This is a genomic window from Vibrio sp. V15_P4S5T153, from assembly GCF_963874485.1.
Lineage (GTDB): Bacteria > Pseudomonadota > Gammaproteobacteria > Enterobacterales > Vibrionaceae > Vibrio > Vibrio anguillarum.
Map to the genome: position 1 here is coordinate 550,803 of NZ_CAWNHR010000017.1, position 20,442 is coordinate 571,244.

Sequence of the window (20,442 nt, forward strand, 5' to 3'; positions counted from 1 at the left end):
ATTGCAGACCTTCAAGGTGCTTACCTAAGCTCTACTCCAAGCCTACCTGTAGGTGCTGACGGCGCTAACTGGGAACTAGGCAATGCTAAAAACGCTTCTACTACTACTGTAAGTATCGTTTCTGTTGAGCTTCCATTCGCTGCTAAAACTGATGACGGTATCACTAAAGATATCTGTAAGACTGTTAACAAAAACGGTGCTGGCGTAGTGTTCTGTAGCGCTGCTGCTGACGGCACTTTCACTGAAAAAAACCTAGTAGCTGGCGCTGGCTCTGCTGATGTTGATGTTGATGCAATCGACGTTAGCTCTGGCACTGCTAAAGCTAAAGTTCACATGACTATCTAATCGTCTGAACATGATAGGCCGCATTTATATGCGGCCTTTTTTATTGGTGGTTTTATGATAAAAATATCTGCTGAACAATGGGCGTTAGCTGCTTAAGATCAAATGAGCATAGAAGAAACGCCTCTAGAGACCGTGGGAGAGATGAAAATATTCTCAATGATCTGATGGGGTCTATAGGTGAACTAGTCGCTATAAAATGGTTTTATCAATACTTATCGAAGAATGAAAAAATTAATTCACTAAACAACATGTTTAGTTTAGGTGGAGGAAGCAAACACTCTTATGCCGATCTTTATTTGGATAATCATCCAGGTCAACTGTCAGTTGATGTAAAAACTTTCGACTGTTCGCCTAATAAAAGGTTCTTTGCAATTAATCAAATGAAACACATGAAATTATTTTGGAATTGTAATGGATATGCCTGTCTATTGTTACCAAGATTATCTCATCAAGCTGTTTTTATACCATTTGTACCTTACAGCGATGTGTCAAAATGGGAACTGAGAAGCTTGGGTGGTTACGGGGATCCTTCATATAACATTCCAATCTCAAAATTCATTAAAATGTACTCAAGCGAAAAAATATCTATTAATGAATTACAGACGTTTTCATGCTACAAAGAATCTGACATTAAAAATAAATTGTCCAACTACGAAACGACAAGAAATTTCTTAAGTCTATGCCCAGAAGCCGATTTTTTATTGATAAAACATTAATTACTTCATTGACATTAATAAGAACAATAAATAACATATTCAAATAAATTAATTATAAAAAATATTGGAAAATTTACATGAACGCAATAATAAAATTAAAAGGTTTCTTAGACTCTAAAGGTATGATTTTATCGGATTATATCCTTGCACTATCTGCCATTGCTTACGGTAGTTATACGTGGGACATGCTATTTCTGGTTGCAGGCTGGCTGGGTTTAGCATTGGCTACCTATAGACCTTCAAGAATTGCTGATCATCTAGTTGCAAAAGTGGTAAAGAAGCCTAGAGCGATCTAATTATGGGGCATCTAATTATTACGATTATCTCCATTGCTGTATTTGCCGCATTTTTAACTGCTGGGGCTAACTACATAAACCCCACAGTTATAGATGATATTGGAAGTAAGACTCTAATAAAATCATCACTGATTCAATACTCGTCTGGAGTTATGAATTACAAAATGATTCACAGCAAATACCCTACTAGTACTGATCAGTTCATACCAGATATCATTTCTCAACCAAAACTACCAAAAAACATGTCGCTTTCTCAGTTTGAAAACAACCATGTTAATGGGACTATAGAGCTGTGCTTCGATGTAGAGATAAAAGCTGAAAGTTCACTGAAAATGTTAAAGGCAATCAGTGGTGATGAGCTTCAAGGAAACTTCATTATTTCAGATACCTGCGGGTCAAAAACTGAAGTTTTGCCAGTAACTTTTCCAGTAAATAAAAAGATAACATATATAATAAGGTAAAAATGTAATGATTCATTTGATGGTGCTTGCGCTCATATTCATGGCTTTTGTGGGAGCCATTGGTTTTAGTTTTATGAATATGACACATTCAACTAACATGCTTTACTCCACCCAATCTGATAAAGATATTACTAGCAAATGGGTCATTGCGTTAGAAAACGACAGGGTTGAGGATCCAACTACTGGCAGGCTGATCGCAACATTCGGATTGAACTTAGAGCAGGACTACAATGGAAACGGAATAAGCGATATTAGTTTTCATGTGCTTCCTGACGGGTATGGTTTACCTAAAGTAAACGCTTTTGGTCGTTACTATGTATACTGCCCTATTGGAGAAAGTATTGGTGGTGTTGGTTATGAATCAGCAACTGTAAAAACAGGTAGAATTGAAGGCGACCTTAGCACTTACAATGTTTCATTGCTTACTGTAAATGGTAAAAAGTATGTGGCTGAATCCAATCTAAATATTGATTCTTCAATTAACAAAAAATCAATTTCAGCACTTATTCTTTCACCATACTCTAAAGACAGTAATGCCCCTTCCTGCTCTGAAGTTAAGCTGACAGATGGTATTTATACAGTTCCTGGCGCTATAGTTACAGCCATCTCGTCAGAGCAGGCTTCCAATGACAAAATCACCAAAACTATACCTCTATTATCAGGAAATGCGCAGGACTTATCTGCAATGTCCAGCGCATGGAAAATGGGTTCGGCAATCCAGTACAACATAATGATTGACCCTGACACATTCACTGTTTCTGGCGATATAGACTTTTGCTTTAGTAAAGATATTTACCCTAGAAAGGTTTATCTAAACGGTTCCTTTGATGGTTCCAACATTTCACAGCTTACAAGTGCATCATCAGCAAAGATAAAACTTTGTAACGCATCACTATACGTAAAAGACCTATCGTTAGATGGCATCTACATAGATGCCTTGAATAGCACAATTTATGTTGAAGACAGCAACATTAATGATATGAACGCAGTCAATAGTAAATTTGTTGTTAATGGAACCGTAAACATGACTGCTGGCATTTACGATAATGTTTTGAGCGTTAGTAGTGGCAAGGTAAATGTAAAAGATTCGACATTAAACTTCAGAGTTAAAAAAAATAACGGAATAGTCGTTTCTTTAGATGGATCTAAACTAGACATAAACTCTTCTTCTGTAAATGTGATCACTTCTGGAGCCACGGATAATCTAAAGTCAGCGATCTTTATCGATGAATCATCCAGTGTAGCAATTAAAAAATCAACACTAAATATTTCCACTAAAGCAAGCTATTCCCCAATTGTAAATCAAGGGAAAATGGATATAATTGGTAGTGATATAAATATCTCTAAAAGTAAATACGCAATAACATTAAAAAATGGTGGTCAGTTAGGCTTGTCTGAAAGCACGGATTTAAGCCTAACAGGTGTAAACGTAACAGCGATTGTTGATGAGTCTGGTCTAGGTGTTTATGGTGATAATGCTAACATTACATCTGAAACATGTTGGACTGGATTGTTATTCTCCGATTCTATTAGTAACACCAGCGGAACTTCTGAAAGCGTAAATAATAAAATTACAACAAATAGAAGTAATTGGAACTGTAACCAATGAATAATAAAGTAAATTCCAGCTCAAGAAACGAACAACTAAAAGAGCATCTATTAAAGAATAACTTAGTGACTGATAAAGAGTTGAAAGCCAGTGAAATGGAGTCTTCCGTCACTGGTAGAAAACTTGGTCATATCCTCGTTAAAAACGGATTCATATCTCAAGATGTGTATGTTGATTCCATGCTTAAAATCTCTCTAGACGGTCTTGAGCATGAAGAAATAATTCTTGCTCATGTCCCAACTGAGATATTAGTTAAGACGAAAACTAAAATTTCCGCAGACACTGTTAAAAATGTTTACATAAGCACTTTTACTGATGAAGCCATAGTTAGGTTCTTACTTAAACCCTACTTTCCTGCTCAAGAAATTGTTTTTATTGAGTCAAGTCTGGAAGCTATTGAATCCTATCTGGATAAGCTTGGGGAATCGAGTGATGAAGATGGGCTTACTCTAGAAAGCCTTTTAAGAGATTGCATTATTAAGGGTGTATCTGACATACACATAAACCCTAAAGTTGAGTCATACACGATTTTAGTACGATATCTTGGTGTTCGAACACTTTATCACGAAGGTGAGCTTGAAGAATATCAAGTCTTGACCTCAAGGATAAAGGATAAATCAAGAATTGATATGGCTGAAAGGCGAATCCCACAAGATGGTGGTTTTTCGATTGAGCATGATGGTCGCATGGTTGATTTACGTGTTGCTACCGTAGTGGAAACCAATGGTGAAACAATCGTAATGCGTATTCTTGATCCTCAGAATGCCAATAAAAAAATTGATGATTTGGGTATCGAAGGAATTAATGAGTGGAAGAAAGGCGCAAGCTTGATCAATGGAATCAACCTTATTTGTGGTGCTACGGGTTCAGGTAAAACCACCACCCTAAATTCTACAGTTAAAGGTTTGGATAAGATATCAAAAGCAATATTTACCGCTGAAGACCCCGTAGAATATCAAATTCCTTACATTGTTCAATGTAATATGAATGATGCGGTTGGATATAACTATCCTAGAGCACTTAAAGCCTTTATGCGTTCGGATCCAGACATCATAATTTTGGGTGAAATTCGTGATGAAGAAACAGCGCGTAACGCAGTTAAAGCGGCGGAAACAGGTCACTTGGTGTTTGCGACAATCCACACTAACTCAATTTTAGGCGCATTTAACCGATTTAGGGATATCGGCGTTCCTCCACATGAATTAAAAGATATCTTGCGCTCTGTATTGTGCCAAACCCTGATTAGGACTCTTTGTTTATCATGTGGTGGCTCTGGTTGTCCTAAATGCTTGGATTCTGGGTATTCAGGTCGAACAATCGTTTCTGAATGTTATTACTTCAATACTGATGAAGAAATTGAAAAGGTTCTTGTTGAGAAAAAACCCCTTTGGAAAACAATAATCCAAAACGCATTTTTAAAGTATGAAAAAAGCATTACTAATTTCAAAGAGATTGATCGTGTATTTGGTGACAAGGGTCTTTCAATGCTTGAATATGAGTTAATGCGTAGAATGCTAAAGAAAGTTAGCTTGACTGAAAGTGCTAAATTCTTAGAATATAACACATATCAAATAAATGAAATTAAAGAGTCACTTTCTGATTTAGAACCAAACTGGAAAGATGAATTTGAAGAAAAATATCAATTATTAATAAAAGATAACCTTCACATTACAGAACTATAAAAAATGAAATTATTTAAATGCGTTATAGAACATAAAGGGAAACTGATCACTAGAGAGATTGAGGCTCCTGACCAGCTTGATGCAATGAAAATTGCCAAGACATATGGAAAGGTTATATCTTGTAAAAAAGCCTTCTCAATGGGCAAGTGGGAGCCAGCATTTGAAACTGCTGACCGACAAATCTTTCTTCAGCGATTAGCCGCGATGACAGGCTCTAAAATGCCTGTCTCTGAATCTTTGGCTTTAATGGAATCAACATTCAAAGGAAAAATAAAAAAGATTTCATCAAGGCTTCTTAGGCATATTTCTACAGGTAAAAGCTTACCAGATGCAATTGAGTCTCTTGGTCCAAAAGAGTTCCCTGCAACAACAGTTGCCCTGATCAAAGCGGGAATCATCGGCGGTGATACTGCCTCAGCCCTGAGAAATGCAGCGGATTTTGAAATCGAAATGGATCGAATTAAGCGTGAAAGTGGCGCTGGGATTGGTAGTGCTTTAACGGGCTTTTTCTCTGCTGTGGGTATTACATTTGGTACAACACGATATATGGGTCCCCAAACGCTTGAATCAGACCTTATGGTAATTGCTGGTGACTCTATCGATGTAGATTGGGCGATTACTCTAGGTAAGTTCTGTGAAGTAATGATGGGGTCATTTGCCCTTATGATGTTTGTATTATGGGCAATGAATAAATGGGGTAGAAACTTTGCTCCACTTTTAGTAGATAAAATCATTCTAAAGATCCCTTACTACAAAGATCTCGCTTTATCTAAAAACTCATACATTGCTCTATTTGGCTTAAGTATGCTAACGAAATCAGACGTGAGAATGCAAGAGGCACTCTACCTCTCTGCTAGCGTTGCTGAAAAGGGGCAATTAAGACAGGAGCTAGTAAACTCAGCAGATGCTATTGGACGCGGCGCTGGTAGAGACTGGGCTATGGAGTTGAAATCTTTGCACCCAACCGATGTTGCAGCACTTTCATCATCAGAAGACAGAAAAAATATTGCTCTTTCTCTCGATGCCATTGCGATTCAATATAAGAACATCTATGGCGCGAGAGTGAGAATGCTTGCACCAATTCTTCAGGGTGTTTCTGTTGTATTCCTTTGTCTAGCTGGCGCGGTTCTCTTCGGACTTACCATTGTACCAATGATGCAGTTTGCAACTGCCGACTTGGGGTAATTATGGATGGTTATATTTACATCCTATCTAATAAGGCAATGCCTGGATTATTAAAGATAGGAACAACTACAGATATTGAGGGCAGATTGTCCTCATTATTTAATACGAGCGTTCCTTACCCATTTACTCTTCTTTTCTATAGCCAAGTGATGGAATCATATAGAGCTGAAACTGAAATTTTCAACAGACTAAATGCATATCGTTGTAATGACTCTAGAGAGTTTTTCGAAATTGATTTAGACAAAGCAAAAGCTGTTGTATCTTCAGTAATTGAAGAAATCAATGGACTGTATGTTGATGAGGGATTAGATAGATATTACAATGTGTGGACATGTCCTGATTAATAAATGAAATAAATATGAAAAGTAATATGAAATCTAAAATTATTGCCTTAAGCATTGCTTTTGCCTCTGCTTCATCTTTCGCAAATGGTGGTTCACTCGACAAAGTTGGTGTTTTCGATGACGCTTATAGCGCGTTCCAGCTCCTAAGAAAACCACATAGCCAACAAGAGAAAATTGTTGCTGAAAACACAAAAGAAGAAAACGAACTTCTTCTGTCAAGCTTACAGTCTCTTTCTGTATTAAAAACTGAGCACAGTCAATATGAAGTAGAAGATGCAATTTTCTATATAATGACATCTCAGCATGAAGAGCTAAAAAGTAAGTGGGATGATAATGTCACATTCAATGGCGTAAAAATTTACCAAGACGACAAAATGGTAAATTATGAGCAGTATAGTTTTGATCCAGAAACTCCAATGGTAAATAAAAACCGAATTAAGAATGGATTGCCTCCTGTTAGCTATGACGGTTTACCAATTCAAATTTGTGCTTTAACCAAAAATGTAAGTTCTTCAGAATTTGAAATTCTTTCAACTCAAGTTGATGCATTTATCAATTTATCTCGTTCAGGGCTAAGTAAAGAGCAAGCTTGCTTGAGTGAGTCAGATGCGAAAAGTTATTGGGTTGAAAGACAGAAAGATTTCGTGGATCAATATTTAAATTACACTCCGAGATACCGTTATGAGTAATTTGCATCAAAGTGACGTAGAGGTTATGGATGGATTAAAGGACACGATTAAAAACTACCTTGCTAAGAAAGGATACTCTTCACCAGACTTTTCGTATTTGAACTTTAACAACGTTATGATTTGCAATCTTTCAGTATACAAAGGAAATTATAAGCAGATCATGAGCGAAGCGTACTCTGAGTGGTGCGCAAATTCTGGATTCAAAGAGGAATGGTTAAAAATCAAGTTTTTCTATCCCGACGTTCATCAGGAAGTGAAAATTATCGGCTTGGATTTGGATGGCGGTGAACACTGCATCAGACTAATTACATCAGATGGTAGAGAATTCAATGCGCACCCAACAAAAGTTAAAGAATACATCCTAGTTTCTATTGGTGGTGGCTTAGATTTAAATGAGTAGCGATGTACAATTTTTACTGAATGAAACTTCAAAAATTGAAGATATTGTTCGTAATTTACCAGGCTTAATCATTAATAAATTTGATATCAAAAATGAAAACGGTGAAATATCAATCTCCATTAAGGTTAAGAATCTTTCCGAATACGAAAACTTCATTCGCAACGAATACATCAAATATGCGAACCGATATAGACTACCAATAATGGCTATTGATGAAGTATTAATTGCAGATAATGGCACCTTTAAAGTCCTTGGGTGGGAACAAAAAAATAGGCTTTATCCTATAATCATAAGGGAGCTTGATACTTTTAATGAATATAAATTGAGCATAAGTCAGTTCCATAATCTTTATGATAATGCATTAAAAGAGCCGCTATAAGCGGCTCTCATTATCCAAATGGCTCTTTATTCTTTCGAACACTTCGTCCATTGTTCCTACCCCATCGATACAAATAGCGTGTGGGTTGAGCCAACAGTATTCTTTGTATCTATTTCGAATCTTATCGAAATCCTCTTTACCGTTAGGATCAAGTCTATTCCTTTTCCCTCTACTAATCATTCTTTCCTCATACGTTTCATATGGAATGTCTAGAACGAATGTAAGGTCTGGTTCACACTTAAAACCTATCGCCTTTTTAAGGGCGTTGTATGAGCTAAACAGACTATTGTCATTCATACATTGGTATACATAGGTTGATGGCTCAAATCTATCACAGACTACGATTTTGCCTTTTTGAAGATTTTCCTTAATTTTGTTCTTATAATGTTGATTTCTAGAGGCTAAAAATAAAAGTATCTCTGTTTCACTATGGATAACCTCTTCAAAGGAATCGTCTAAAAGCACACTTCGAATGGCTTCAGCAGCAGGAGTGCCTCCTGGCTCTCTAGTAATCTCAACATCTAAACCTAATGAAGCAAAGTAAGAGCAAACTCTTGATATTTGTTCACTTTTACCTGCTCCATCAACACCTTCAATAACAATAAACATTAAATTTCAAGCTCCGAATCTTTTTTATTATCTTTATTAATCTCTTGAAGGATGTATTTTCCATATTTTTTAGCTCTGCGCAACGTCATACCGCAATTTGTAAGATCATCAATTGATGTTGGCATCTTTTCAGAAATTGCTTTCGCAACATTCTCACTAAAGATAAGCATTTCGTTTTCATCGAAAGTTTGAGCAAGTTTTGCTCTCAATGTCATTAAGCCATTAACAGAGGAAGTTTCCACAACATGAACATCATTGCCTTCATGTTCCACGTTCAAATTCGGACTCTTTTCAGCCTCTTCTTTGCCAGCATTCGAATTGTCGGAAAATGGAGCGTCAATATTATTCAATGATATATATCCACTGATTGTCGCAATGATGTCATCACCATACATTCTGATTCTTTGATCAGAGATATCACATTGCGCCATTGATTCCTTGTTCAGCGGCTTGATAGTAGCAAGCTTTCTTGCCGCTCTATCGCTGAAGATCATGTGTGGAGGGTAAGACCTCTTCATTGCTAATAAGCTACGCTTTTCAAGAATGACTTTATAAAGCTCTGGGTCATATATCTGCTTAACTTTCATTACGCCAGCTTCATTGGACTTCTTCACTGTTCCAAAGTCGCTGATCACTCTTTCTTGGCTTTTACCTTCTAAAAGCTCTTTTCCTTTTGGAGTGATCTTGTAGTTGCCTTCCATTTTAGATACGTGGATGATCTGGTCATCAATCATATCCTCCATTAGCCTTTTGACCTTAATTGTAGTCATCTGTTTTAGAAGACCAAACTGGTTGAGTTGTTCGTAGTTTCTTCTAATTAATGACTCTTTTTGGAGACCTACAAGAATATCAGCATACCTTTGAGTGGTAAGTTGACCATTTGTGTCTTCAATCAAAGATAAGGCAGCTCTTAAATCTTCGTCACTGTACTTGCTGATTTTTTGCCCTTCCAAGCTCTTTTCAAGGCATGAAGAACACGTACCACAGTTATCTTGATGAGAGTCACCAAAATACTTCATAATCGCAGTGCGCTTACACAGTTTAGTTTGGCAGTATCGCTCCATAGTGTTTAGCGCTGCTTGTGTGGTCTTTCTTCGCTCTTGCAGGTAGTCTAAGTCTAAAGGAGCCTCAATGTTCTCGATTGACACTTCTACGCCCAAATAATCGCCTTCAGAGCCTTTCATCTTAATAACACCCTGGTCTTCTAGGATGTTCATGATGCTTTGAACTTCGTATGCGCTTATCTTTTCCGCTACAAAATCTGAAATAGTTTCAAATTTCATGTAATCAACACGATCACCAACTAACTGGAAGAGTGCATTTCTTACAGCAATTACATTCGCTATTGTTGGGTATGACGTTGCAATAAAGAACTCATTTAGTACCCTATCCTTTTTGCTGTATAACAAGTAAGCATCAGAATCTTTTCCGTCACGACCAGCCCTACCCGCTTCTTGATAATAGTTTTCAAGGTTTTGTGGCATGTTAAAGTGTATGACTGCTCTGACAGTTGGTTTATCAACCCCCATACCGAAAGCATTCGTAGCAACAATAGTTTTCAAGCGGCTTTCAATGAAAGCATCTTGTACGCTATTTTTCTGTTCTGGTGTTAATTTACCGTGATACACACCAACATTAAGCCCCCTTGAATTCAAGCTTGCACCTAATGTTTCAGCCAGCTTTACTGTTGGGACATAAATTATTGTATCCTGACCTTTATGATGGTCTAACAATTCTGTTAGTGCCTCAGTCTTACTGTTCGGTTCTTTTACATGGAATCTAATGTTTGGTCTATCAAAGTTACCAACTTGAATATATGGATCTTCCATCCCAAGAGTTTGAAGGATATCTTCGCGCACCCTTTCAGTTGCTGTAGCTGTATACGCCGCTCTAGGGATTCTACGATTTTGAACCGACTCAATTTTCTGTAACGAATCATTTATTCGAGAATATGCAGCACGGAAGTCATGCCCCCACAAAGACGCACAGTGAGCTTCATCGATTGCAATAAATGAAATCTTAGCTCTCGCCAAGGCTTCAAGCATTTTCTCGTCCTCTAGCCTTTCTGGAGCCATGTATACAAGTTTGTATGCGTTTTCACCAGTTAGTCTAACGCGGTTGAAGATTTCTTGAGGCTCTAAAGAAGAGTTGATGTATGTTGCAGGAATATTTCTTTTAAGCAAATTATCAACTTGGTCTTTCATCAATGAAATAAGTGGGCTAATTACCACACACGTTCCATCGAGCGCCAATGCTGGAACTTGGAAACAAATTGACTTACCACCACCTGTTGTCATGATGGCTAATGAGTCTTTACCGCTGATTACATTATCAACAATTTCGGCTTGCCCTGGTCTAAACCCGTCATAGCCCCAATACTCTTTAAGAATTTGACTTGGATCTTTGTTCATTTTTTATTCTCATTTATTCTATTTGCTTATTATACCACAATTTATTTTATGTATTAATACTGATTTTCCAATACATAAAAGTTGCGTTAGCTTTTACCATATTGTAGAATTCTGAATTAAATAAAAAGATAAAAACCAAAAATAAGGCTAAATAAATGAGTGCTCTAAAACAAGAAATCGGGTCTAATGTTACCCCTATAGTAGCATCTGAGCTTGCAGACTTGCAGAATAAGATCAATATCATGGACTGGTGGCATGTCTCTGAGATTGTCTCTAAAGCATGTTCGTTGCCTGAAGATCAATTGCTAAACCCAGAAGCATCTATCCCAGCAAGCTCTAAGGCTGGTCGCTTACAACATCAAACAATGCATCAGTTCATTACGCGCACAGGTTCTGCGCTTGGTCTGGCAATGGACTGGAATGAGTGGGCTGAAACCATTCAAGCGACAATGCTAAAAAAACGATACTCTATCCACTTAACAGACAAATCTCAGATTGTTAAACAGTTTAATGATATTAAAAACTTCATTGGTCGAGAGCCAATCAGTGAAGAAGAATATCATGTAGAACGAGACAATTTTTTTACTAATGTAAAGAACGAACTTCAAGCAAAGCATCGTCGTAACGTTAGTGAGCTTGAGAGTAAAGTTCAAACTTTAGAATTCCAAAGTCAAAATTCTGAAAGTGAGATCTCTAAACTTAATGAACTTCTTGATGCTACCAAACTAGCACACAAGCAGGAAATTCAAGATCTAGAAAAGCAGAAAGCAACTGCTCTTAAAGCAAATGAGATGTTGGCAGCAGAAAAGCTAAGTGAGCAAAAAGCAGCTCTTGAGGCTCAACACTCTATCGTGATTGAAGAAATTAATAATAAATTACTTTTGGCAAATCATAAGCACCAAGAAGAAGTAGACAAGCTACAAGGTCAGATTCTTTCTCTTAAAGAAGATCATAAAGCTGAAATTGAACGTATTCTAGGTGAATATGTTGCAATTAGTAAGCATCGTGAAGTTGAGCTTTCTCTGTCTAAAGAAAGAGAGAAAAGTCAGGCTATGCTATTAGAAGTTCAAAGCCTAAATGACAATAACAGTAAGCTTGAAATAACCAATCAAAGTCTGACTGAAAGCCTTACTCAATATGATCAGAAATCCATGTCTTTCAAAGCTCAGCTAGAGGAACTACAAGCCAAGATTGTTAGTGGTGAAATCTCAGCAACTGACATCTCCGCGCAAAAAATCCAAGAGATTGAAGCGCAAAATGCTGAGCTAATTGCTATGAAAGCTACATATGATGCTAAAGTAGATGAGCTATCTAAAGCCAATGAGCAAAAAGCAAAGAAAATCGGTTCATTAACAGCTAAGATTAAGAAGTACAAAAAAGCAATTAAAATGTACAGAACCATGCTGATTGAAACGCAAAAATCAAACACCGTGTTTAAGCTAACTACCGCAGCATTCTTAACTTCAAGTGTTGTACTAATCATACTCCAAGGCGTTAAATTACTTGCCTACGGTGGTTAATCGAAACAAAGAAAAGCGCATCCAAGGATGCGCTTTTTTATTTGTCTTATTATTGGAAGGGAACGCCAAGTTCTTCACTTTTAGCTGAGATCTCTTTGGACATTTTGAGATTCTTTTCAATGTTTTCTTTTATGCGATGAGAAAGGAACGAGATTCTTTCTTCTTGGTTTTCATCCTTAATACATTCCAAGAATGCATTCACATCACCAACAATAAACACCTGCTGTTTAGCCCTTGTTACTGCGGTATAGATAAGTTTTCTATTCAGCATTCTTTTGTTACTTTTTGAAATTGGGATGATAATCGCGTCACACTCAGTACCTTGTGATTTGTGAATTGTCTTAGAGTAAGACAGTTCCATTTGACGACCAATTGATAGAGGTAATGCAACAGTTTCTCCATCGAATTCAATGCTTACCTTTTTCCCTTTGAAGTCAATGTATTTAATTTCGCCAACCGCTCCATTAGGAATGTTTTTATCTCTGATTCGCTTCGTGATAACGATTCTATCCCCTACCCTAAACTCTTTACCACCAAGCTTAGCATTGAACGAGTTGCGCCCTGGAGGATTGAATATAGGCTTAAGCTTCTCATTCATCGTATTTACGCCGATAGGCGTTTCATATTGCGCAGACAGAACCTGAATCCTAGAATGATCTATACCAAGCTCACCAGGGATAAAGCCCTGACATAACTTAATTACCTTGTCTTGTGTTTGGAAGTCATTCTCAGTAGGGATTACGTGCCATGAACCATGACGGTTCTGATTAAGCGAAGGCGTTTCCCCTTGATTGATAAGCATGGCGTTATCATTTATCTCTGAGTGCTCTCCAAAGCGAATTGGAGTTGTTAAGTAGCTTGTTTTCACCTGCTCTATTGAAATCAAATCTTCGATTACATTTCCAATCTCAACTGAAGGTAGCTGGTCTTTATCGCCTACTAAAATCAATCTTGTTGTAGATTTTAACGATTTAATCAATCGAGACAGACCGTATAGATCAAGCATTGATACTTCATCAACAATAATAACGTCTGCATCAACTTGCTTATTTACCTTTGAATAGAACCCGCTATCATGATTGAATCCGATAGCCTCATGTACAGTGAAACAATCCTCTCCAATAGACTCAGACATTCTTTTTGCGGCTTGACTGGTAGGTGCCATACAAACAATTTTTTGAGTATTGTTGGACGCTTTTCTAATCAAACCCATGATTGCTTTAATTACAGTCGTCTTACCCCTACCAGGTCCCCCTGTAAGTATTGCTAATTTTGTTGATACACAATTCTTTACAGCGATTCTTTGCTCATCTGTCAGAAAATCCTCATCAGGGTCATGATTTGAGTAGTCGTCAATCTTATAGGATGTAAGGTAATCTGCAAGATGTTGAGCTGTCTCTTCTTCAAGTCTTGCGTGTAATTTACTTTGAAGAACATCTCCAATCATATTGTAAATACCAACCCTCATATCACTTCTCATGTGATTTAGGATAAGGTGTGGATTTACTCCCTCAGCTTTTACACTATCCAATAGATTTTTAGGGTAAATCCCCGTAGAACCACCGCTAATTGACTGATTATAAAAGAAGTCCACAATACTACTTAAGCGAGCATATGAATCTTCTTCCCAATACAGATTCTTAATATAGCTATCAATTGTAGAGATTGGGAAATAATCAATCAGCCTATAAGGATTTCTTGAAATCGCATTTAAAGCCCCGTGTGGGTGCTCATTGAAAATATCAAACAATTTGGCAATGTCATCATAAGAAAAGCCTAACTGCTTCATGAACTCAACATCATGTGCAATCATTTTTGCTTTTGACCAATCTCTCTTTACCGCTTGGATGTCTAGTTTAAATCCATCATTTACAAGCTTCTCTGGCTCTTTTTCAAGAATAGGAATAATCCCCTTTCCATACTTAACTCCAATTTGTTGCGCATCTTTTGAATCAATTGATTCAAAGATTTTAGATTCTAAAATTTCTTGAATGTTTGGATTGGACTTTTCAAGAAAGTGAGCAGGGAAAATTGAATTAAACTCAAAATATTTAAAGCCATCATTGTTTTCTGAAACCTTGCCTCGAATAACAACGGTATCATCTACGCTAGGTGTGTAAAACGCCCTACCGCTCGTATGTATAATGAAGCTTTTACCGCTGCTCTCGAAATTTTCAGAAATAAAACTTTTAGATTTTTCATCTACAGGTTTTACTTTCAAAGAAATGTAAGAGTCATTTTTATTGATGTTATTATAGGAAATAACCTTTACCTTGATAAATGACATTACCCCGTACCTTTTTTCATTTATTGTTATGCTTATGACATTTTACTATAATTGGCAAAAAACGGTAAGGTGAAATAATGATAAAAAAAACACTTTTGGCATTTTTGGCTTTAAATGCCGCATTTTCAGCAAATGCAGATATCAACTTAAACAATAATATCAGTGATAAATACCCATTTATTGCTAGTGGAACGGGGGTGCTTGCTGAAAGCTCTGAGCATTTATGGATTAAATTTGATGATGAAACTTTCAAAAGAGCCACTAAGTTCACTACAAGTAATAACTATCGAAGAGAGCACAAAGCTTTAAAGGTAGAGGCTTTTGGTGTAAAATCAGAGAAATACAAATTTACTAAAAATCCAAAACTTAAAGAATACTGGGTTGAAGCCAATACCATTGCTAGCAATGCCATTGAAGGTAAATCGGTTGATGTATATTGCACATCAGTCACAACCAGCGGTATGCCTTCATGCATTATTTTTTCCAATCTTGTAAATGAAGACAATGAAGAGATACGCATGAACTACAACAGAGCTATCATAGAGTCAGGATTGTCAGTCTTTGAATATGATCCAGAGACGATTCAGCTTGGTAGCATGGAGAAAACCGTGATTTACGCTCAGGAAACAGCGAAAAAGAATGGTGTTGGTGTTTGGTCTCATTCTTTAGGTATTTTAGATATTCAATTCGAGTAATTTAATAATGACTAAAAAATCAATCAAAGAAAGAACGCCACAAAGCGATGCCTTCCTACATGAAAACCCTGTTATCAACAGGGTTCTTCAGAATCGAGGTATTAAATCACTTGAAGAATTAGATTTAGACATAAAAAACCTATTAGACCCATTCCTGATCAAGGATATGGACAAAGCAACTGACAGCTTGATTGATCACTTAATGGAAGGAACAAACATCTGTATTGTTGGTGACTTCGACTGTGATGGGGCTACATCCACCAGCATCATGGCTGAAGGTTTGAAATTGCTAGGCTTTGAAAACGTGTCCTATATTGTTCCTGATAGGCAAAAACATGGATATGGCTTGACACCATCAATTGTTGATCTGGCTTATGAAACTAAAAAGCCAGATGTTATTGTTACAGTTGACTGCGGGATCTCTTCATTTGATGGCGCAGATAGAGTTTACGATCTTGGCATGGAGTTGATAATTACTGACCACCACTTGCAAGACAGTAGTGGTAAACTGCCTAAGTGTGAAGCTGCTGTTAACATCAACAGAAATGACTGCCCTTTTCCATCTAAAAACCTCGCGGGATGTGGTGTGGCTTTTTACCTAATGGTCGCATTAAGAAAGAAAATGCGTGATTACGGAATATTCCAGCAAAAAGGCATGGCTGAACCGAACCTTGGTCAGTTATTCGATTTAGTCTCCTTGGGTACTGTTGCTGACGTTGTGCCGTTAGATAGAAATAATAGAATTCTTGTTAAACTTGGTTTAGATAGAACCAAAAGAGGTTTGGCTAGAGAAGCAATAAACGAAGTATTTAAGCAAAAAAACAAAGACATTTTTAAAGTAAAATCTTCTGATTGGGGCTTTATGATGGGTCCAATTCTTAACTCTGCTGGTCGATTGGAGAATATGACCAAAGGTATTGAGATGCTTCTAGACCGAAATCTAGGTCGTGTTACAGATCGAGTGAGTGAGCTGATTGAGTTAAATGAAACTCGTAAACAAATTGGTAGAGAAATGGAGCTTGATACTGAATGTATTCTAGATAACGAAGAAGTTAATATGGGTGTGGTAGTCTTCCAACCCGATTGGCATGAAGGTGTGGTTGGAATCACTGCCTCGCGAGTAAAAGAAAAAGTAAATAGACCTGTTATCTGCTTAACAGAAACCCATGAGGCAAAAGCTGCTCGTGAAAAGTATGAATTTGCTCTTGAGAACAATCACGATCCAAAAACTATTGCGCAACTAAAGGAAGAAATGGATAACAGCCTAATCAAAGGGTCAGCACGTTCCATTCCAGGTGTGCATGTTAGACATGTTATGGATCATATTAATACAGAAAACCCTGGAATGATTGCTAAGTTTGGTGGTCACGCAATGGCTGCGGGTATAAGCATTCCATACAATCAGTTTGAAGCTTTCAAAAAAGCTTTTGATAAAGCGTGTGAAGAAGTTATTGAGCCATATATGATTGAGGACTCTGTTGTTGTGGATATACATAACGTAGATCCTGCTTATATTAGCTTAGAGACAGCAGAACTTATTAACTCATTTGAACCTTGGGGGCAAAAATTTGAATCCCCTGTATTCTCTGGTCAATTTGTTGTTAGGGAATTTAAGCCTATAGGAAAAGAACAAAATCATCTTAAACTTGTTGTATCCCCTATAGGAAGTGATCACAGGTATGAAGCACTCTTATGGAATTGCTGCTCACCTAGTGAGCCTCCAAGAGTACAAGTAAATCATGTCATTGATAGTGTGTACACATTGGATATTAATGAGTGGCAAGGATTTAGAAGGGTTCAGTTGATGTTTAATTATATGTATGATGAAGAGTATGAATTGAACCTTCAAAGAGAAGCGAATATTTCAAAATCTTCAGAAATGGTTATCTAATAACAAGTTGCCAGATATAGGGTGGTTGTGACTTAGTCGCAACCACCCTTTTTTATATTTTTTTCTTATAAATAACAAGATTCCTGATATAATTTATATAAAAGAAACAAGTAAAGAATCTTCTTCATGAAAAGAATTAAATTAAGTCACAGTGAAAGAGCATTGTTCAAATGCGCTAAAGATAGAAATACAAAAAAATTCATTAGCATGTATATGAATAACGAATTCGTGGAAAAAACAGTTTGCAATGATGATGGTGAATCACTACTTAACGTTGCAATAAAAAACAATGCTGTTGATATTGCTTTGCTTTTAGGTGATGACCCAGAGCTGATTAATATGCGTGATAAAAATGGGAACCCTCCTGCATTAGCTTTTAAATCTCATATTAATGAAAAGTTATTAAAAGGGCTTATTGATCGCGGTATGGACATTAATAAACGCTCCGTTATAATGACTGGAAGTAAAAAAGGACAAGAATGCGGAAACTTACTTCATCGTATCGCTCTTTTTGGTAATAAAGAGGATTTTGATTTAGCTCGTAAATACGGGGCGAATATCGAGAGCCGAAACTCTAAGGAAGAAAAGCCAAAAGATGTCCTGAAAAGAATAAATAAACTAGATGAATTTTCTCTTTAACAGGCAAAACAATATGAAAGCAAATAAATTAATCTTAGGTATTGCATTAGCTATTGGAACCATTCCATTCGCATCACATGCTAATGTCAAATTCGATGCTCAACCAGTTATCAGCGATAAAGTCACCGAGTTCCAATACCGTGTCGATCGTGATAGTAAAATAGACAAAATTAATGACAGCATTACTAGTGCTGGTGGAATGAAGCGTTTAGTGAAAGATGCTGATAACGGAGATGCAAAGAGTAAGTTTGTACTGTACGAGATGTACAAGTACGGAATCGTCTATAAGGCAGACTATCTGAAGGCTCACCAGCTTCTTCTCGAAGCTGTAGAAGCGAAGTTTGCTCCTGCTCTTATCGAGTACGCTTATTTCTTGATGGGGTATAGTGACGTTGATAAAACAACAAAAGGTCTTGCCGACCCTCATGATTCTCTGACTCAAGAAGAAAGAGAGCAATTGGCAATGAGCATGTTCCTTGATGGCGCTTATGTAGGCGACCCTGTAGCTCAATATGTTGTTGGTACTCACTACATCCTTGGTAAAGGCGTTGCTAAAGACCGTGATTTGGGTATGTTCTGGTTGAGCCAGTCCCAAGCAAATGGTTTTGAACCTGCTGAAGCTGCCAGAATCAAGGTAGATAAGGCTCTAAACACTCTTATTAACTTCGAGCAGGTATCAACTGACGCGAAACTCGGAAAAGTTGATGCTATGGTTGATCTAGCTAAGTTTTACCTTTCAGACTATGAAGTTGAATTGAACAAAGAAAAAGCTCATAGATTACTAGTTACAGCTTCCAAGCTTGGTAGCGCTGGAGCAAAAGAACTTTTAGAAACTCATTTCTAAAATATTTATTCATTCACTTTTAGTTAAATAAAAAGCAGATCATTATGATCTGCTTTTTTAGTTTTGTTTAGTCTACTTAAGCGCTTTCTTGGCAATGTATTTCCAGTTCAAGTACCCTTCCATAGTTTCACCATTACTCATGATGATTTTAGGAGTGCCTCTAACACCAATCATTTCACCGATAAGATAGTGCTCAAACACTGGGTTTTGAATATCACCCATAACCTCATCACCTTCAGCTCGATATCCTGCATACACATCATCAGCAGCTTTGTTTCTATCTTTGTTGTACCAGATGCTATCCATCAGGCCAACAGAGTGCTTGAGCTTATCGTCTTCAAGTCCTAACCCCATATATCTTGGGTAAAATAGGTAATACACTGATATTCCATTTTTAGTGTAATCCTCCACTTCGCTATGCAGCTTTCTACAGAATGGACAAGTTGGATCAGTAAATATCACCATTGAGGCTTTTTCATTTTCAGCCTTGTAAACAACTGACCATCTATCACCAGCTTTTTCGACAAATTTCACTATAGCCTGGATCTGTTTCTTAGTTACTTCTGGTGAGAGTTCTTTACCGTCTTTATCAAACCCAATCTTAGGAATCACTTTTTCCTTGTATTTGATGTATGTGCGATAACTTGTAACGTCCTCAGGGTTAACGCGACCATTTAGGCTGTATTTAGCCATATCAGCACTAACTCTTTCACCCCCGTAGCCCTTTAGCTGCTCATCAATCACCTCCTGAGGTGTTTCATCTCTTGCTTCAGCCTTTTCTTGCTCAGAGCTATTTGTATGAATCGCTATTGATGATGCAGGAGCTATTGAAGCAATCTCCTTTTTAACGTCCGTTGAGTTCTTTAGCTTGTTAAGCTCATCCTTCAAGCTCGAACCTAAATTCATCTTTTCAGGTTTAGATGATTTATCTGTTGATACTGAAGCTGGAGCGCTTTTAATTGTGACAGTGTGACCTTTAAGCTCAGCTTCTTTTTTTAGGATATCTGAAACGATCTGTGTTTCATTCTTTTTGGTTTCAGAATTGTATATGTCACCACGGATAAACCTCCCAGAATCTGGATGGAAGTAAAACTGGTCAAACTCACTCATAACGAGATAGAGACCTGGAACACTTGTTTTTGCTGCCGCGACTAGCGGTAGCTTTCCGCCTAACGCACTATCTAATTTTTTGTTAATTTCAGATAGTTCCATACTATTCAATATAGAATACGCCTTACCCTCACCTACAGGCTGCTCTTTCCAAAATTTTAGATCAAGCAATGCTGGCGTATTAATGATCGTTATAGATGCTCCTAACATGAGAACACCTAACGCTACAGAGGAAAAGCCGAAACCTTTTTTCTTTTTTAGTTCTTTTTCTTCAGTTGACATAATAGGTTCTTTTATTATTGATATTTTATGAAATGATAAATTATTAGT

General features: G+C 37.2%; 20 protein-coding genes. 16 read left to right on the forward strand and 4 right to left on the reverse strand.

Annotation, left to right across the window (positions count from 1 at the left end; translation table 11 throughout):
- From AACT42_RS13275 to AACT42_RS13325, 11 genes are all read left to right on the forward strand, one after another.
- A partial coding sequence (locus AACT42_RS13275; RefSeq protein ID WP_176432225.1) for a hypothetical protein occupies positions 1-345 on the forward strand: 345 nt, incomplete at its 5' end.
- 77 nt (positions 346-422) lie between these two features.
- Positions 423-1,061: a hypothetical protein gene (locus AACT42_RS13280; protein WP_094182861.1), complete on the forward strand. Its 639-nt coding sequence runs from the start codon at positions 423-425 to the stop codon at positions 1,059-1,061.
- 77 nt (positions 1,062-1,138) lie between these two features.
- Complete coding sequence (locus tag AACT42_RS13285; RefSeq protein ID WP_038129273.1) at positions 1,139-1,357, forward strand: hypothetical protein; 219 nt, start codon at positions 1,139-1,141, stop codon at positions 1,355-1,357.
- A gap of 2 nt (positions 1,358-1,359) precedes the next feature.
- Positions 1,360-1,818 carry a hypothetical protein gene (locus tag AACT42_RS13290; RefSeq protein ID WP_094182862.1) on the forward strand — a complete coding sequence of 153 codons (459 nt, stop codon included), beginning with the start codon at positions 1,360-1,362 and terminating at the stop codon, positions 1,816-1,818.
- 7 nt (positions 1,819-1,825) lie between these two features.
- Positions 1,826-3,427 (forward strand): hypothetical protein, encoded by a 1,602-nt coding sequence (locus AACT42_RS13295; RefSeq protein ID WP_094134186.1) that lies wholly within the window; start codon positions 1,826-1,828, stop codon positions 3,425-3,427.
- Positions 3,424-5,109, forward strand: a complete 1,686-nt coding sequence (locus tag AACT42_RS13300) for a GspE/PulE family protein (protein WP_094134185.1) — start codon at positions 3,424-3,426, stop codon at positions 5,107-5,109. The genes AACT42_RS13295 and AACT42_RS13300 overlap by 4 nt, the downstream gene beginning before the upstream one ends.
- A gap of 3 nt (positions 5,110-5,112) precedes the next feature.
- Positions 5,113-6,294 (forward strand): type II secretion system F family protein, encoded by a 1,182-nt coding sequence (locus AACT42_RS13305; RefSeq protein WP_045592718.1) that lies wholly within the window; start codon positions 5,113-5,115, stop codon positions 6,292-6,294.
- 2 nt (positions 6,295-6,296) lie between these two features.
- The gene (locus tag AACT42_RS13310; RefSeq protein WP_094134184.1) at positions 6,297-6,638 is read left to right on the forward strand and encodes a GIY-YIG nuclease family protein; all 342 of its coding nucleotides are present in this window, start codon (positions 6,297-6,299) and stop codon (positions 6,636-6,638) included.
- 14 nt (positions 6,639-6,652) lie between these two features.
- Positions 6,653-7,327 (forward strand): hypothetical protein, encoded by a 675-nt coding sequence (locus tag AACT42_RS13315; protein ID WP_094134183.1) that lies wholly within the window; start codon positions 6,653-6,655, stop codon positions 7,325-7,327.
- Positions 7,320-7,727, forward strand: a complete 408-nt coding sequence (locus tag AACT42_RS13320; protein WP_094134182.1) for a hypothetical protein — start codon at positions 7,320-7,322, stop codon at positions 7,725-7,727. The genes AACT42_RS13315 and AACT42_RS13320 overlap by 8 nt, the downstream gene beginning before the upstream one ends.
- Positions 7,720-8,106 carry a hypothetical protein gene (locus AACT42_RS13325; protein WP_094134181.1) on the forward strand — a complete coding sequence of 129 codons (387 nt, stop codon included), beginning with the start codon at positions 7,720-7,722 and terminating at the stop codon, positions 8,104-8,106. Before AACT42_RS13320 ends, AACT42_RS13325 begins: the two co-directional genes overlap by 8 nt.
- Here AACT42_RS13325 and tmk read toward each other — a convergent pair.
- Together tmk and AACT42_RS13335 are read right to left on the reverse strand one after the other, a co-directional pair.
- Entirely contained in the window at positions 8,101-8,715 is a 615-nt protein-coding gene (tmk, locus tag AACT42_RS13330) for a dTMP kinase (protein ID WP_094134180.1), read from the reverse strand. The genes AACT42_RS13325 and tmk overlap by 6 nt on opposite strands.
- Positions 8,715-11,126, reverse strand: a complete 2,412-nt coding sequence (locus AACT42_RS13335) for a RecQ family ATP-dependent DNA helicase (RefSeq protein ID WP_094134179.1) — start codon at positions 11,124-11,126, stop codon at positions 8,715-8,717. The genes tmk and AACT42_RS13335 overlap by 1 nt, the downstream gene beginning before the upstream one ends.
- A 155-nt stretch (positions 11,127-11,281) precedes the next feature.
- Between AACT42_RS13335 and AACT42_RS13340 the strand changes: the two genes are divergently transcribed.
- On the forward strand, positions 11,282-12,646 hold the full coding sequence (locus AACT42_RS13340; RefSeq protein ID WP_094134178.1) for a hypothetical protein: 1,365 nt from the start codon (positions 11,282-11,284) through the stop codon (positions 12,644-12,646).
- Positions 12,647-12,695: 49 nt separating this feature from the next.
- Here the strand turns inward: AACT42_RS13340 and AACT42_RS13345 are convergent, their stop codons facing one another.
- Positions 12,696-14,933, reverse strand: a complete 2,238-nt coding sequence (locus AACT42_RS13345) for an AAA family ATPase (protein WP_094182863.1) — start codon at positions 14,931-14,933, stop codon at positions 12,696-12,698.
- A gap of 77 nt (positions 14,934-15,010) precedes the next feature.
- On the opposite strand from AACT42_RS13345, the gene AACT42_RS13350 reads away from it, so the two are divergent.
- The 4 genes from AACT42_RS13350 (at position 15,011) to AACT42_RS13365 (ending at position 19,002) form a co-directional block, all read left to right on the forward strand.
- Positions 15,011-15,628: a hypothetical protein gene (locus tag AACT42_RS13350; RefSeq protein ID WP_038129285.1), complete on the forward strand. Its 618-nt coding sequence runs from the start codon at positions 15,011-15,013 to the stop codon at positions 15,626-15,628.
- Between the two features lie 7 nt (positions 15,629-15,635).
- The gene (locus AACT42_RS13355; protein ID WP_094131989.1) at positions 15,636-17,519 is read left to right on the forward strand and encodes a single-stranded-DNA-specific exonuclease RecJ; all 1,884 of its coding nucleotides are present in this window, start codon (positions 15,636-15,638) and stop codon (positions 17,517-17,519) included.
- A gap of 126 nt (positions 17,520-17,645) precedes the next feature.
- Complete coding sequence (locus tag AACT42_RS13360; RefSeq protein WP_094182864.1) at positions 17,646-18,158, forward strand: ankyrin repeat domain-containing protein; 513 nt, start codon at positions 17,646-17,648, stop codon at positions 18,156-18,158.
- A gap of 13 nt (positions 18,159-18,171) precedes the next feature.
- Positions 18,172-19,002: a tetratricopeptide repeat protein gene (locus AACT42_RS13365; protein WP_020331500.1), complete on the forward strand. Its 831-nt coding sequence runs from the start codon at positions 18,172-18,174 to the stop codon at positions 19,000-19,002.
- Positions 19,003-19,074: 72 nt separating this feature from the next.
- Here the strand turns inward: AACT42_RS13365 and AACT42_RS13370 are convergent, their stop codons facing one another.
- Positions 19,075-20,394 (reverse strand): thioredoxin fold domain-containing protein, encoded by a 1,320-nt coding sequence (locus tag AACT42_RS13370; RefSeq protein WP_094133232.1) that lies wholly within the window; start codon positions 20,392-20,394, stop codon positions 19,075-19,077.
- Positions 20,395-20,442 lie beyond the last annotated feature (48 nt).

Bases quoted from the DNA above. Each gene is read 5' to 3' on its own strand.
- AACT42_RS13310 (WP_094134184.1), top strand. From the start codon at position 6,297: ATGGATGGTTATATTTACATCCTATCTAATAAGGCAATGCCTGGATTA.
- AACT42_RS13350 (WP_038129285.1), top strand. From the start codon at position 15,011: ATGATAAAAAAAACACTTTTGGCATTTTTGGCTTTAAATGCCGCATTT.
- AACT42_RS13320 (WP_094134182.1), top strand. From the start codon at position 7,320: ATGAGTAATTTGCATCAAAGTGACGTAGAGGTTATGGATGGATTAAAG.
- AACT42_RS13315 (WP_094134183.1), top strand. From the start codon at position 6,653: ATGAAAAGTAATATGAAATCTAAAATTATTGCCTTAAGCATTGCTTTT.
- AACT42_RS13280 (WP_094182861.1), top strand. From the start codon at position 423: ATGGGCGTTAGCTGCTTAAGATCAAATGAGCATAGAAGAAACGCCTCT.
- AACT42_RS13300 (WP_094134185.1), top strand. From the start codon at position 3,424: ATGAATAATAAAGTAAATTCCAGCTCAAGAAACGAACAACTAAAAGAG.
- tmk (WP_094134180.1), bottom strand. From the start codon at position 8,715: ATGTTTATTGTTATTGAAGGTGTTGATGGAGCAGGTAAAAGTGAACAA.
- AACT42_RS13360 (WP_094182864.1), top strand. From the start codon at position 17,646: ATGAAAAGAATTAAATTAAGTCACAGTGAAAGAGCATTGTTCAAATGC.
- AACT42_RS13325 (WP_094134181.1), top strand. From the start codon at position 7,720: ATGAGTAGCGATGTACAATTTTTACTGAATGAAACTTCAAAAATTGAA.
- AACT42_RS13290 (WP_094182862.1), top strand. From the start codon at position 1,360: ATGGGGCATCTAATTATTACGATTATCTCCATTGCTGTATTTGCCGCA.
- AACT42_RS13340 (WP_094134178.1), top strand. From the start codon at position 11,282: ATGAGTGCTCTAAAACAAGAAATCGGGTCTAATGTTACCCCTATAGTA.
- AACT42_RS13365 (WP_020331500.1), top strand. From the start codon at position 18,172: ATGAAAGCAAATAAATTAATCTTAGGTATTGCATTAGCTATTGGAACC.
- AACT42_RS13335 (WP_094134179.1), bottom strand. From the start codon at position 11,126: ATGAACAAAGATCCAAGTCAAATTCTTAAAGAGTATTGGGGCTATGAC.
- AACT42_RS13355 (WP_094131989.1), top strand. From the start codon at position 15,636: ATGACTAAAAAATCAATCAAAGAAAGAACGCCACAAAGCGATGCCTTC.
- AACT42_RS13295 (WP_094134186.1), top strand. From the start codon at position 1,826: ATGATTCATTTGATGGTGCTTGCGCTCATATTCATGGCTTTTGTGGGA.
- AACT42_RS13345 (WP_094182863.1), bottom strand. From the start codon at position 14,933: ATGTCATTTATCAAGGTAAAGGTTATTTCCTATAATAACATCAATAAA.
- AACT42_RS13305 (WP_045592718.1), top strand. From the start codon at position 5,113: ATGAAATTATTTAAATGCGTTATAGAACATAAAGGGAAACTGATCACT.
- AACT42_RS13370 (WP_094133232.1), bottom strand. From the start codon at position 20,394: ATGTCAACTGAAGAAAAAGAACTAAAAAAGAAAAAAGGTTTCGGCTTT.
- AACT42_RS13285 (WP_038129273.1), top strand. From the start codon at position 1,139: ATGAACGCAATAATAAAATTAAAAGGTTTCTTAGACTCTAAAGGTATG.